The organism is Sorangium sp. So ce1036, from assembly GCF_051369805.1.
Lineage (GTDB): Bacteria > Myxococcota_A > Polyangia > Polyangiales > Polyangiaceae > Sorangium > Sorangium cellulosum_F.
Window position 1 is genome coordinate 7,642,273 of the sequence record NZ_JBBMOX010000001.1, and the last position, 13,434, is coordinate 7,655,706.

Consider the following 13,434-nt stretch of genomic DNA (forward strand, 5'->3'; position numbering starts at 1 on the left):
ACCCAGGAACGCCAGGCGTGACGGTACGTGGCGTGCTGTGACGATACGTTCAGGTCCGTCTGGCCGGTCCCGGGGACGTCATGCGCATTCGGAAGCTCGAGATCAGCGGGTTCAAATCGTTCGTCGACCGGACGGTGGTCCATTTCGACACCGACGTGGTGGGCATCGTCGGGCCGAACGGCTGCGGCAAGTCGAATATCGTCGATGCGATCCGGTGGGCCATCGGCGAGCAGAGCGCGAAGCACCTGCGCGGTAAGTCGATGTCGGACGTCATCTTCAACGGCTCCGAGACGCGCGCCCAGCACGGCATGGCGGAGGTGACGCTCACCTTCGACAACAGCGATCCGGCGTCGGCGTCGCAGCTACCGCTGGAATATCGGGATTACGCGGAGATCGCCGTGACCCGCCGGCTCTTCCGCGACGGGACGAGCGAGTACCTCATCAACAAGACCCAGGTCCGGCTCAAGGACGTGACCGACCTCTTCCTCGGCACCGGCGTCGGCACGAAGGCCTACTCCATCGTCGAGCAGGGCAAGATCGGGCTCATCGTCTCGGCGCGCCCGGAGGACCGGAGGCTGCTCATCGAGGAGGCCGCCGGCATCACGAAGTACAAGGCCAGGAAGAAGCAGGCCGAGCAGAAGATGGAGCAGACGCGGCAGAACCTGCTCCGCGTGGGGGACATCGTCTCCGAGATCCAGCGCAACCTCGCGTCGCTCAAGCGCCAGGCGGCGAAGGCCGAGCGCTACGTGAACTACCGCAAGGAGCTCGAGGACCTCGTGCTCCACGAGGCCTCGCACAAGCTCCTCGAGATCACGGTGCTCACGCAGCACGAGTCGGTCGGCAGGGCCGAGCACGCGGAGCGGGCGCAGGCGGCCGGGACGGCGCTCTCCGCGCGCGAGGCCGAGATCGAGGTCACCCGGCTCGAGGCCCTCGCCTGCGAGGAGCGGGCCGAGCGGGCGCAGAACGAGGCGTTCGCGGCCGACAACCAGGTGCGCACCCACGAGGCCGAGATCGCACGGGCGCGCGACCGGCTCCGGCACATGGAGGAGCGGCTCGTCACCGCGGCCAAGGAGCAGGCCGAGCTCGAGAAGACGGTCGAGGAGCTCCGGGCCGAGAAGGGGCAGCTCGAGGCGCAGCTCGCCGGCGTCGAGGAGGAGGAGGCGCGGGAGAGCGAGCTCGCCCTGGAGCAGCACGAGCGGCTCGAGGAGCTGCGGCACGGCGAGCGCACCGCCGAGCACGAGGTCGCCGCGCTGCGCCGGCGGGCCGCCGACGCCACGGCGGCGGTCGCGGCCGCCGAGGCGTCCCTCGCGGGGTTCGACCGGCGCATGGCGGAGATGAGCCAGCGACGGACGAAGCTCGAGGACGAGCTCGGCCGGCTCCTGGTCGAGGCCGAGGAGCTCGAGCGGCGGCGCTCGTCGCTGGCCCGGCACGTGACGGAGCTCGCGGAGGGCAAGCGGATCTCCGCGGAGGAGCGCGCGCGGCTCGACGCGGAGATGCGGGCGCTCCGGGAGCAGGCGGTCGCGAGCGATCGCGCCGTGGAGCACGCGAAGAACGAGCTCGGGCAGCGCCGCAACCGGCTGCGCGCGCTCGAGGAGCTGCACGCCCGGCTGGAGGGCGTCGGCGCCGGGGTGAAGAACCTGCTCAAGACCAAGGACCCGGCGCTGCTCGGGCTCGTGGCCGACCGGATCGAGGCGCCGGCCGAGCTGACCGCGGCCTTCGCCGGGCTGCTCGGCGACCGGCTGCAATGCGCGGTCGTGAGCGACGTCGAGCGCGGGCTCGCGCTGCTCGCGGATCTGTCGAAGAACAACCGCGGGCGCGCCAGCGTGATCGCGGCGCGGCCGGCGTTCGTGGCCGGCGCGGCGCGGCGGCCGCCGCGCGGCGAGGGGGTGCTGGGGCCGCTCGTGGACCGGCTCGTGTTCGCGCCCGAGGACGAGGCGCTCGCGCGGGCCCTCGTGGGCGACGCGGTGGTCGTCGAGTCCGCCGAGGTCGCCGCGCGGCTCGCGAGGGAGGGCGCGGGGTGCGCGCTCGTGGCGCTCGACGGCACGGTCGTGCGCGAGGACGGCGTGGTGAGCGGCGGCTCGGGCGACGCCGTCGCGGCCGGCATGATCGAGCAGAAGCGCGAGATGCGCGCGCTGCACGAGCTCGTCGCGGCCAGGTCGGAGGAGGTGACGGCGCTGCTCGACGCGCAGCAGAAGCTGCGCCAGCGCATCGCCGAGGTGGGGACGGCGCTGGAGCGGGCGCGCAGCGAGGCGCACGAGGGGGAGCTCGCGCTCGTGACGGCCGAGAAGGACCTCCGCCGCGCGGAGGAGCAGCTCGCGGCGGCGCAGAAGCGCGAGGGCGTGGTGCGCGGCGAGCTCGAGGACCTCGCCGACAACCTCGACGCCGGCGGGAGCGAGCAGCAGGCGGCGCGGGACAAGCTCGAGGCGGGGCGCGCGGCGCGCGAGGCGGCGGCGGCCGGGCTGGAGCACGCCGAGCAGGTCGCGGCCGAGTGGCGCGAGCGGGTGCTCGGGCAGCAGTCGGTCGTGACCGAGCGCAAGGTGAAGCTGGCGCGCGTGCGCGAGCGCGCCGCGGCGGCGCGGGGCACGATCGAGCGGCTCACGCGGTCGTGCACCGAGCTCGAGGGCCGGATCGCCCGGCTCGACCAGGAGCGGACGGAGAGCGCGGCGGCCGCCGGCAAGGCCGCGGCGACGATCGTCCTGGCGCGCGAGGCGCTGGTGAGCGCGGTCGCGGAGGCGCACGCGGCGCAGGCCGCGCTGACCGAGGCGCGGCGCGCGCTGGACGAGGCGCGGCAGGCGCACGCGGGGCGCGAGGCCGACCTGCGGGGGCTGCGGCAGGAGCTCGCCGAGGTCACGGAGCGGCTCCGCAAGCACGAGCTCGCGCTGGAGCGGCTGCGGGTCGAGCACAACCACCTCATCGAGGGGGTGCGCGAGCGCTTCCGCGGGCTGGAGCTCGACCGCGTGGTCGGCGACTACCACAAGCGGCCGCCGGTCGACGCCTCGCACCGCGCGCGCATCCAGGAGCTCACGGAGCTGCTCGACCGCATGGGCCCGGTCAACCTCGACGCCGTGCGCGAGCACGCCGAGGCGGAGGAGCGGCACACGTACTACTCGGGCCAGAAGGCGGACCTCGAGAAGGCGCTCGACGACCTCGAGAAGGCGATCGCCCAGATGAACCGCGAGTCGAAGCGGCTCTTCAAGACGACGTACGACGGCATCAACGCGCGCTTCAAGGCGCTGTTCCCGAAGATGTTCCGCGGCGGGCAGGCGGAGCTCAGGCTGACGAACCCCGACGACATGCTGGAGACGGGGATCGAGATCCTGGCGCAGCCGCCCGGCAAGAAGCTCGGGAACATCGAGCTCATGAGCGGCGGCGAGAAGGCGCTCACCGCGGTGTCGCTGATCTTCGCGATCTTCCAGTTCAAGCCGTCGCCGTTCTGCATCCTCGACGAGGTCGACGCGCCGCTCGATGAGGCGAACGTGGCCCGCTATAACGAGGCGATCCGGAGCATGACGAGCCACTCGCAGTTCATCCTGATCACGCACATCAAGCGCACGATGCAGTCGGTCGACGTGCTCTACGGCGTCACGATGCAGGAGCCCGGCGTCTCGAAGCTCGTCAGCGTGCGGATCAACGAGACCGCGAAGCGCCCGGAGCGCGAGGCGGCGCCGGCGGCGGCGGTGGCGTGAGCGCGCGGCGGGCCCCGGAGGAGGCGCCCGGGCCGCGCCTCTCCCGTGGCGCCTCGGGGCTACGGCACCTGCGCTGGGCCCGCGAGGTGCTCGCGACGCTCGAGGCGCACGTCGCGCACAACCCGGCCCTCGGCGACGCCGATCGCGAGGCGCTCCGCGGCGAGGCGCGCGCGCTCGCGGCCTCGGTGCAGGCACTCAGCGGGGCCGTGAAGCCGTACCGGGATTTCCTCGAGCGGACGCGGGTGCATTACCGCGGGCGCGTGCGCGTGGCCGAGCACCTGCTCCGGGAGTCCGGCGCGGACGAGGCGGCGCGCGCCCGCCTCGAGGAGGCGCGCTCGGCGCTCGCCGCGATGGAGGCGGCGCAGCGCCGGCCGCTCAAGGCGAGCCTCTCGGAGGAGATCGATCGGCTGCGCGAGGCGATGGCGCGGATGGACGCGCGCATCGCGGAGCGGCTCTCCGCGGCGTTCGTCGAGAGCCTGTACCCGCCGCTCACGGACGGGGCGTCGCGGGTCGCCGACGACGGCGACCCGGACGACGACGCGACCGCGAGCCCGTCGCGAAGCGGGTGAGCCCGGAGAAGCCGGGACGCTGTGAGGTGGGCGAGGCCAACGGAGGGCGGCGGATCACCCCACCTGCACGCGGGCGTGGAGATGCGGTAAAAGGTCCGCGAAGGACACGCTGAGAGGACGTCGATGGGCTGCGCGGAGCCGGCCGCCATCCTGCTCCTCCGCGGGCGCACCGCGGCGAGCGATCGAGTTGAAGCGCTGGTGCGACGCCATGTGCCGGACGTCAGCGTCGCCTCCAGCCCGGAGGACGCGCTCGAGCGCTGCCTGCGCGAGCAGCCGCCGGTGCTCGCCGTGGACTGGAGCGAGCCGGCCGGCGCCGCGGCGTTCTGCGGCCGGCTGCGGGCTCAGCCGGGCGGCGAGGCGGTGCTCCTCCTCGCGATCACCGAGCGCGACGCGGACATCGAGGGCATCGTCGCGGCGGGCGCGAGCGATTTCCTGCTCGTGAGCGGCGAGGGCGCGGGCGCCGCGGCGCGGCTCTCCGTCGTCCGCGAGCGCGCCGCGCGCGAGTCCGCCTCGCGCCGCGCGCTCGCGCAGACGCAGGCCCGCCTCGTCCTCGCCGGTCGTATGGCGAGCGTCGGCACGCTCGCCGCCGGCGTCGCCCACGAGATCAACAACCCCCTCGCCTTCGTCATCACGAACGTCGACGCGGCCATCCGGCGCATCGGCGCGCTCGAGCGGCGGAGCGGCGCCTCGCGCGGCGGGCCCTGGGGCCGCTCCCACGGCGACGGCCGGGGGCCATCGGGCGAGCTCTCCGAGGTGCTGAGCCTCCTGGAAGACGCCCGGGAGGGCGCCGAGCGGGTGCGGATCATCGTGCGCGACCTCCACACGTTCTCGCGCGCCGAGGGCGACCGCCGGGGCCCGGTCGAGATCAGACGGGTGCTCGACTCGTGCGTCCACATGGCGATGAACGAGATCCGGCACCGCGCCCGCGTCGTCCGGAGCTTCCAGGACGTGCCGCCCGTCGAGGCGAACGAGCAGCGGCTCGCGCAGGTCTTCCTGAACCTCATCGTGAACGCCGCGCAGGCCATCCCGGAGGGGCTCGCCGAGCAGAACGAGATCGCGCTCTCGACGCGCCACGACCCCGCCGGTTGGGTCGTCGTCGAGGTGCGCGACACGGGCACCGGGATCGCGCCCGAGTCGCTCGGGCGGATCTTCGAGCCGTTCTACACGAGCAAGGGGGAGGGCGAGGGCCTCGGGCTCGGGCTCGCGATCTGCCACGCCATCGTCACGGCGCTGGGGGGTCGGATCGAGGTGGAGAGCCGCCCTGGCGAGGGCAGCGTCTTCCGTGTCGCCCTGCCCGCGGCCAGCGCCGGCGCCGAGCGCGCCCCGCCCGCGCCGGGCGCCGGCGCCTCGCGCTGGCTGCGCGAGGGCGGCGGGCCCGCCGCGCCCGAGCAGCGCTCGGCGCCGCGGCGGCGGGTCCTCATCATCGACGACGAGCCGCTCCTCGCGCGGGCGATCGCGGGGACGCTCGAGCCGCGGCACGAGACGATCGCGACGGCGAGCGCGCGCGACGCGCTCGCCCGCATCCGCGCCGGAGAGCGCTACGACGCCATCCTGTGCGATCTCATGATGCCGGACATGACGGGAATGGACTTTTACGCGTCGCTCGCGGAGCACGCGCCCGAGCAGCAGCGCCGGATCGTGTTCCTGACCGGCGGCGCCTTCACGGAGCGGAGCAAGGCGTTCCTGGAGCAGGTCAGCGCCCGGACGCTGCTGAAGCCGTTCGACGCGCCGACGCTGCTCTCGATGATCGACGAGGTCGTCGCCTCGCCCTGACGTCGCGCGCCGCCCGCTGCGCGCGCCTTCAGTGATAGTCGCGCGACTTGAGCGACACCTCGTGGCCGTCCGGGAGCTCCAGCCGATCGAGCTCGCGCGCGACCACGTGGATCACCTCGCCTTGCCGCTCCACCTGCCCGGTCACGAGCAGGAGCGCGGCGTGCCGCGCCACCTGCTCGTGATCCGCGAAGACCTGCCTCTGGACGATGACGTTGACCACGCCGGTCTCGTCCTCGAGCGTCATGAACGTCACGCCGCTCGCCGTGGCCGGCCGCTGGCGGCCGACGACCATCCCGGCGACCCGCACGCGCTCCCCGTTGCGCGACGCCTTGATCTCCTCCGCGGTGCGCACGCGCCCGCCCCCGCGCCGCCGCTTGAGCGCCGGCCGCAGGTGCCGCATCGGGTGATCGTGCAGCGACAGGCCCACCCGGCCGTAGTCCAGCGCGAGCTGCTCCAGCGGCCTGAGCGGGGGGAGCCCCACGTCCCTGTCCTTCTCGATGGGCACGCCGTCGAACAGGCCCTCCACGCGGGGCGCGCGCGCCCGCCACAGGGCCTCCCGCCGCGCGGGCACCAGCGCGGCGAGCGCGCCCGCCTCGGCCAGCGCCTCCACCTCGTTCTTCTTCAGCGCCACGCGGCGCACGAGTTCCGGCAGGCTCGTGAACGGCGCCTCCTCCCGCGCCGCGACGAGCGCCGCCGCGGCCGCCTCCCCGAGCCCCTTCACGAGGCGCATCCCGAGCCGAATCGCCGCGCCCGCCGAGGGATCGGCGCCGGGCTCGAGGGTCGAGTCCCACGCGCTGTGCACCACGCACACCGGCCGCACCTCCACGCCGTGGCGCTGCGCGTCCTGCACCAGCGCCGACGGGCTATAGAACCCCATCGGCTGCGCGTTGAGCAGCGCGCAGGTGAACGCCGCCTGGTGGTGGACCTTGAGCCAGGCCGACGCGTAGACGAGCAGCGCAAAGCTCGCCGCGTGCGACTCGGGGAAGCCGTACTCCCCGAAGCCCTGGATCTGCTGGTAGAGCATCTCCCCGAACCTGGCCGGGATGCCCCGCTCCGCGAAGCCCTGGATGAGCCGCCCGCGGTGCCGCTCCAGGCGCCCGTGCTTCTTCCACGCCGCCATGTCACGGCGCAGCTGATCGGCCTCGCCCGGCGTGTAGCCCGCGCCGACCATCGCGATCTGCATCACCTGCTCCTGGAAGAGCGGCACGCCGAGCGTGCGCTCCAGGATGGGATCCAGGCACGGGTGCGGGGACACCGGCGGCTCCTGCCCCGTCCGCCGGCGCAGGTAGGGGTGCACCATCCCGCCCTGGATGGGCCCGGGGCGCACGATCGCCACCTCGATCACCAGATCGTAGAACTTGCTCGGCCTGAGCCGCGGGAGCATTGCCATCTGCGCGCGGCTCTCGATCTGGAACACGCCGACCGTGTCGGCCCGGCAGATCGCCTCGTAGACGGCCGGATCCTCCGGCGGGATCCGCGCGAGCGCCGCGATCGGATCGAACGCGGCGTCCCGCGCCGCATGGCCCATTGCCCCCGCGGGGGCGGCGCCTCGTTGCGCCGGCTCCGCGCGGGCCTGCGCCCCCGAGAGCGCGGCGTACCCGTCCGCGTGGATCAGCGCGAGCGCCTTGCGGATCGCCGTCAGCATGCCGAGGGCCAGGACGTCGATCTTGAAGAAGCCGAGATCGTCGAGGTCGTCCTTGTCCCACGGGATCACCGTGCGGCCCTCCATCCGGGCCGGCTCGACCGGCGCCACCTTGTGGAGCGGCTCCGACGACAGCACGAAGCCGCCGACGTGGATCGAGAGGTGGCGCGGGAAGCCCTCCAGCGCGCTCGCCATCAGGACGGCCTGCCGGACGCGCACGTCGTCCGGATCGAGGCCGGCCTCGCTCACCCGCTTCTCGGTGATGTCCGCCTCGTGGTGGAGCACGAGGCCGCTCAGCCGGTCGACCTGATCCGGCGAGAAGCCGAACGCCTTGCCCACCTCGCGGAGCGCGCTCTTGCCGCGGTACGCGATGACCTCCGAGACCATCGCCGCCCGGTCGCGCCCGTACATGTCGTAGATCGCCTGGATCACCTCCTCCCGGCGCTCGTGCTCGAAGTCGACGTCGATGTCCGGGGGCTCGTTGCGCTCCTCCGACAGGAAGCGCTCGAAGAGCAGGTTGGACCGGGCCGGGTCCACCGCCGTCACGCCGAGCGCGAAGCACACCGCGCTGTTCGCCGCGCTCCCGCGGCCCTGGCAGAGGATCTGCCGCGCGCGCGCGATTTTCACGACCTGCTGCACGCTCAGGAAGTAGGGCGCCACGCCGAGCTTCGCGATGAGGGCGAGCTCCTTCTCGATCTGCGCGCGCACCCCGGGCGGCGTCCCCTCGGGGTAACGGTCGCGGCAGCCCTCCTCGGTGAGGCGGCGCAGCGCCTGATCCGAGGTCTCCCCGGGCATGCAGAGGGCGTCGCTCGGGAAACTGTAGCGGAGATCCGACAGCGAGAAGCGGCAGCGGGACGCGATCTCCACGGTCCGCGCGATCCAGGCCGGGTGGTCGCGGAACAGCGCCGCCATCTGCGCGCCCGAGCGCACGTACGCCTCCGCGTTCGGCGTGATCCGCGTCCCGGCCTGATCGAGCGTCGTCTTGGTCCGGATGCAGGTGAGCACGTCGGCGAGCGGCTTGCGCGACGGGTGATGGTAGAGCGGGCGCGCGGTCGCCACCACGCAGGGGCCGTAGCGCCGCTCCGCCGCGAGGGCCGCCGCGACGCGCTCGCCGTCGAGGCGATCGAGGTGCTTCCACGTCGCGGCGAGCGCGCGCTCGCCGAACGCGTCGCGCAGCGTGCTCATCAGCGCGCTCGACGCGCCCGCGGGCGCGAGGGGATCGAGCGGAACGATCGCGGTGAGCCCCCGCGGCGCCGCCGCGATCGCCTCCGCCGAGAGGCTCGCCGCCCCCTTCTCGCAGTCGGCGTGCGCGATCGTGAGCAGGCGGCAGAGGTTCGCGTATCCCTCGCCGTCCTCGACCAGGAGGACCACCGAGGGCTGGGCCCCCGGCGCGGGCTCGGCGCGCTGCCCCGAGCCCGCGCGCGGCGCGCCGATCGTCAGCTCGGCCCCGACGATCACCCGCTGCTCGACCTTCTTCGCCGCGGTGTGCGCGCGGACGCTGCCGTAGATCCCGTCGCGATCGCAGAGCGCGAGCCCCTCGAGGCCGAGCTCCTTGGCGCGGTGCACGACCTCCTCGGGGTGCGAGGCGCCCTCGAGGAAAGAGAAGCAGGAGCGGCCGCAGAGCTCCGCGAACGGGACCGGGGCGCCCGCGCTCACTCGCACCACCCCTGCAGGAACGCCTCGCCCGTCGCGCGGTCGACGTAGATCCACGCCTCGCCGCACGAGCTCGCGCTCGCGCCGTCTCGAGGTCGCAGCTCGCCGGGCCGCGCCTGGACCGCCCTGCCGGAGGGAGAGCCCGAGACCAGCCAGGCGCGCGCGTAGTCGCGCGAGGCCGGCGTGGGCGTCCACCACTCCACCGCGTCGAGCCGCATGACGAAGGATAGCCGCTCGATCGCGTAGAGGTGCCGATCGATCGCCACGATCGTCCCGCGCCCCACGCGGCCGAGCGGGATCGGCTGCGCGATGAGCCGCGCCGGCTCCAGCGCCGGCGCCTCGCCCCCGTCCGGGATCGCCGCGCCCGGCTCCGCGCCGCGCGCGCGCGGCGCCCCCCGCGCGGCCGCCTCGTCCGCGGCCGGCGCGAGCCGCGAGCGCGCCTCGGGGCGGTGCGCGTCGGCGATCTCCAGGACGCCCACCCGCTCCGCGCCGATCTCGGCCGAGAGCTCGGCCAGGAGGGCCGGGAGGCTGTCGGGATCGGCCGAGCGGTCGCGCGACAGATCGAGCTGCACCCGGCGGGCGCGCGTGATGCGGGACGCGATGAGGTGGACCCCCACCGCGGGCGCCGCGAGCTCGATCCGCTCGAGCTTCGCCTTGAGGGGGCGGAGCAGATCGCCCGCGTCCGAGAGCGGCACCGGCATGTCGACGTGGAAGCGCAGCGACGGGCCGCGCTCCTCTTCTTCCGGCGAGGGCTCCGCGGAGCCGTCGCCCTCGCGCTCGCCCTGGCGGAGCCGCGCGATCGATCGATCGTAGGCGATCGCGACGTTGAGCCGCCCGCACGCCTCGCCGCGCGCGGCGAGCCGCGACGCGATCCGCGACGTCATCCCGCGCAGCACGAACAGGAGCGACTCGGCGCTCTCGATCGGCTCGTCGAAGAGCACCTCCTCCTCGATCAGCCGGGGCACCTCGAACGGCAGGAGCGGCACGGGATCGCGGCCGGCGAGCAGCTCCATCACCTCGCTCGTCCGGGGGCCCAGCCGCGCCGCCACCTGCGCCCGCGGCAGCCGCGCGAGATCCTCGACGCGGAGGACGCCGAGCCGCACGAGGAAGCTCGCCACCTCGCGCTCGACCGGGAGCGCCTGCACCGGCAGCGGCCCGAGCGCCTCGGCCCCCTTGCCCGGCGGCGCGATCGAGGCCTCGGCCCCTCGCCCGCCGTCCGCCGCGTGCGCGCCGAAGCGCGCGAGCGCCTGCGCGAGCCGCGGCCCGTCGGCGATCGCGAGCCGCGCCCTGTGGCCGAGCGCCGCCACGCGCTCGCAGAGCTCGTCGAGCAGCGCCTCCTCGCCCCCGACGAGGTGCGACGCCCCGGTGATGTCGAGCCACACCGTGTCGTAAGGCCCGTCGCCCCAGGGGCTCCGCGCCGCGGCGCCCGAGGAGGCGCGCTCCGCGGCGCGGCTCGCCCGCTGCGCCCCCGGGCGCGCCCCGCCGGCGCGCGACGGGGCGCCCTGCTCGCCGAGCTGGATCGACGCCGTAGCCCCGAGGCCGAGCGCCACCTCGGCGACCCGGCCGAGCGCCGCGTCGATCTCGGCGAACGTCACCCGGTGGATCGCCAGGTGCGCGACCAGCGCCGCCGCCTCGACGACCTTCTGCCCCGGCCGCACCCCGTACCGCCTCGCCTCGTCGTCGACCACGTCGATCACCGCGGCCGGCGCCGGCGGCTCGCGCTCGGGCCGCCCGGCGGCCGTCGCCCAGCGCTCGTCGTCGCCCCCGAGGATCACCGCGAGCGGCGCCTTCCCGCTCGGAGACACCGGTCCACGCTGCTTCACCAGCTCGCACGCGAGCTGCGGGAGCACGATCGCCACGATGCGCCTCATCGCCATCGCCTCCTCCTCACGCCCGCGACAGCGCCGGCCGCGGCTCGCTGCCCGCCGCCCGCTCCGCCCTCGATCGCCGCCCGAGCACCACCGGGGTCGGCGAGGTCACGCGCCCCCGGCGGTCCTTGGCGACGCGGACCATGAGCCGCCCCTCGGCGACCTGCTCCAGCTCCAGCCGCATCGCCACCGGCAGGGGCATCGGCCGCGCCGCCTGACGGTCGGTGAGGAGCAGGATCGCCGCGTCGCTCCCCTCGATCGCCAGGGCGAGCTTGCGCACCACGTTGACCCAGCGCGCGAGGTCCTCCTCGCGGCGCCCCACCGGAGGCCCGCGGTGCTCCCCCTTCCCCCCGGCCTGGCCGAAGGCGCCCGGGACCCCGGCCACGTCGACGACGAGCACGGAGAACGCCCGGCTCAGCGCCATCCGGATCGCGACCTTCGCGAGCATCTCCGGAGGGGGGCGCACCACGAGCAGCCGGCTCAGATCCACCCCCGCGCGCGCGACCGCCGGCGCGAAGAGCGAGCCGCTCGGATCGATCCACGCGCACCATGCCCCCGACGTCGCGCTCGTCCCGCGCAGCCGCGCCTCCGCCTGCGCCGCCGCGCACGCGGAGAGGGCGATCGAGGTGGAGCGCCCCAGCCCCCGCGGCGCGGCGAGCTCGACCACGCCGCCGCGCGGCAGCCCCCCTTCCGGAAGGGCGTCGTTGATTTCCTGCAAGCCGAGTGGGAGCGTCTTGGCGCGCGCTTCGAACTCGGGAAGGGTATGGCGCAGGAGGTCCCGGGCGAGAGGAGCGGCAAGGGCGACGGGCGACATACTGAACATGGTACCAGTACCCCCGCGAAGCTGCCAACTTCGATGGACGAACAACGTCCTACCTGCGCCCGGTGCGTTCTTCTTTTGCCCTCCGGGATGGCGGGATCACCGGGTCGGCGATTTCAGATCGACGAGGATGACACGGACGTCCGACTCACGGGAATGCCGCGCCCTGGGGCCCTGGTCAGGGCGGTGCCGCGCCCCCTGATCGGCGCAGGGCGACGCCGGGCTCAGCCGGCCGGGGCCGCGGCGCCGGGCGCGCCGCCGACGTAGCGGGAGCTCGGCCGGATGAGCCGCCCGGCGCGCCGCTGCTCGTCGATGTGCGCGCACCACCCGGCGACCCTGCCCACCGCGAACGTCGGCGAGAACAGGGCGCGCGGCAGCCCGAGCGCGTCGAGCAGCACCGCCGTGTAGAACTCGACGTTCGCGCGCAGCGGGCGATCCGGGTACCGCGCGCGGAGCGCCGCCTCCGCCGCGCGCTCGACCGCGCGCGCCAGCGCGAGCCGGGCGCCGCGCGCCCCGCCGGCCGTCCGCGCGAGCCGCTCGATCGCCCGCTCGAGCACCGCCGCCCGCGGATCCCTCACTCGGTAGATCCGGTGCCCCATGCCCATGATCCGCCGCCCCGCCGCGAGCTCTGCCTGGAGCCAGCGCTCGGCGCGGCCCGCGGCCTCCGCGCCGCGGGGGCCCGCGGCCTCGATCGCGTCCAGCATGTCGAGGACCGGCCCCGGCGCGCCGCCGTGGAGCGGCCCCTTGAGCGCGCCGATCGCCGCGACCACCGCCGAGATCGCGTCCGAGCCCGTCGAGGTGACGACGCGCGCGGCGAAGGTCGACGCGTTCATGCCGTGATCCGAGACCGTCACGAGGTACGCGTCGAGCTCGCGCGCCTCCGCCTCGCTCGCCGCGCCCCCCCGCGCCATCCGCAGGTAGTCGGCCGAGAGCCGGAGCGCCGGATCGGGCGCGACCGGCGCCTCGCCCGCCGCGCGCCGCGCCCACGCCGCCGCGAACGTCGCGACCGCCCCGGCGATCGCCGCCGGCGGGGCGTCGCCCTCGAGGTGCGCGACCGCGGCGCGCAGCGCGTCCATGCCGTCGCGCGCCCCGAGCGCGTCGCCGAGCCGCCCGAGGAGCGCGAACGCCCGCGTCCGCCCCTCGGCGATCGCCGCCCGGAGCGCCTCCCGCTCCGCCGGCGCGGGCAGCGCGCCGCCCCAGAGCAGCCCGCACACCTCCTCGAAGGTCACCCCGCCGCCGCCGGCGAGCGCCTCGACGTCATGGCCCGCGAGGATGAGCCTCCCTCGCGCTCCGTCCACCTCCGAGAGCCGCGTCTCCGCCACCACCACGCCCTCCAGGCCGCTCGCGAGCGGCGCCGCCACGTTCCCCATGCGAACCACCTCCGATGGAGCGAAGGATTGGGCCGGATGAAACATTGATCAAC

7 protein-coding genes are annotated in these 13,434 nt (G+C 75.0%); 3 read left to right on the forward strand and 4 right to left on the reverse strand.

The window, feature by feature from the left end:
* The first annotated feature begins 80 nt into the window (after positions 1–80).
* From smc to WMF31_RS28740, 3 genes are all read left to right on the forward strand, one after another.
* Positions 81–3,686, forward strand: a complete 3,606-nt coding sequence (gene smc / locus WMF31_RS28730; protein WP_436605006.1) for a chromosome segregation protein SMC — start codon at positions 81–83, stop codon at positions 3,684–3,686.
* Positions 3,683–4,255, forward strand: a complete 573-nt coding sequence (locus WMF31_RS28735) for a hypothetical protein (protein ID WP_436605007.1) — start codon at positions 3,683–3,685, stop codon at positions 4,253–4,255. The genes smc and WMF31_RS28735 overlap by 4 nt, the downstream gene beginning before the upstream one ends.
* Before the next feature lie 123 nt (positions 4,256–4,378).
* Entirely contained in the window at positions 4,379–6,028 is a 1,650-nt protein-coding gene (locus tag WMF31_RS28740; RefSeq protein ID WP_436605008.1) for an ATP-binding protein, read from the forward strand.
* 28 nt (positions 6,029–6,056) lie between these two features.
* On the opposite strand, the gene WMF31_RS28745 is transcribed toward WMF31_RS28740, so the two are convergent.
* The 4 genes from WMF31_RS28745 to WMF31_RS28760 form a co-directional block, all read right to left on the reverse strand.
* The gene (locus tag WMF31_RS28745; RefSeq protein WP_436605009.1) at positions 6,057–9,326 is read right to left on the reverse strand and encodes an error-prone DNA polymerase; all 3,270 of its coding nucleotides are present in this window, start codon (positions 9,324–9,326) and stop codon (positions 6,057–6,059) included.
* Positions 9,323–11,200 (reverse strand): DinB/UmuC family translesion DNA polymerase, encoded by a 1,878-nt coding sequence (locus WMF31_RS28750; RefSeq protein ID WP_436605010.1) that lies wholly within the window; start codon positions 11,198–11,200, stop codon positions 9,323–9,325. The genes WMF31_RS28745 and WMF31_RS28750 overlap by 4 nt, the downstream gene beginning before the upstream one ends.
* 10 nt (positions 11,201–11,210) lie before the next feature.
* On the reverse strand, positions 11,211–12,014 hold the full coding sequence (locus WMF31_RS28755; RefSeq protein ID WP_436605011.1) for a recombinase A: 804 nt from the start codon (positions 12,012–12,014) through the stop codon (positions 11,211–11,213).
* Positions 12,015–12,235: 221 nt separating this feature from the next.
* The gene (locus WMF31_RS28760) at positions 12,236–13,381 is read right to left on the reverse strand and encodes a citrate synthase (RefSeq protein ID WP_436605012.1); all 1,146 of its coding nucleotides are present in this window, start codon (positions 13,379–13,381) and stop codon (positions 12,236–12,238) included.
* Positions 13,382–13,434: the final 53 nt, after the last annotated feature.

What these genes read in the sequence shown, in the direction of transcription:
- smc (WP_436605006.1), top strand. Translation starts at nt 81, where the DNA reads ATGCGCATTCGGAAGCTCGAGATCAGCGGGTTCAAATCGTTCGTCGAC.
- WMF31_RS28740 (WP_436605008.1), top strand. Translation starts at nt 4,379, where the DNA reads ATGGGCTGCGCGGAGCCGGCCGCCATCCTGCTCCTCCGCGGGCGCACC.
- WMF31_RS28750 (WP_436605010.1), bottom strand. Translation starts at nt 11,200, where the DNA reads ATGGCGATGAGGCGCATCGTGGCGATCGTGCTCCCGCAGCTCGCGTGC.
- WMF31_RS28755 (WP_436605011.1), bottom strand. Translation starts at nt 12,014, where the DNA reads ATGTTCAGTATGTCGCCCGTCGCCCTTGCCGCTCCTCTCGCCCGGGAC.
- WMF31_RS28760 (WP_436605012.1), bottom strand. Translation starts at nt 13,381, where the DNA reads ATGGGGAACGTGGCGGCGCCGCTCGCGAGCGGCCTGGAGGGCGTGGTG.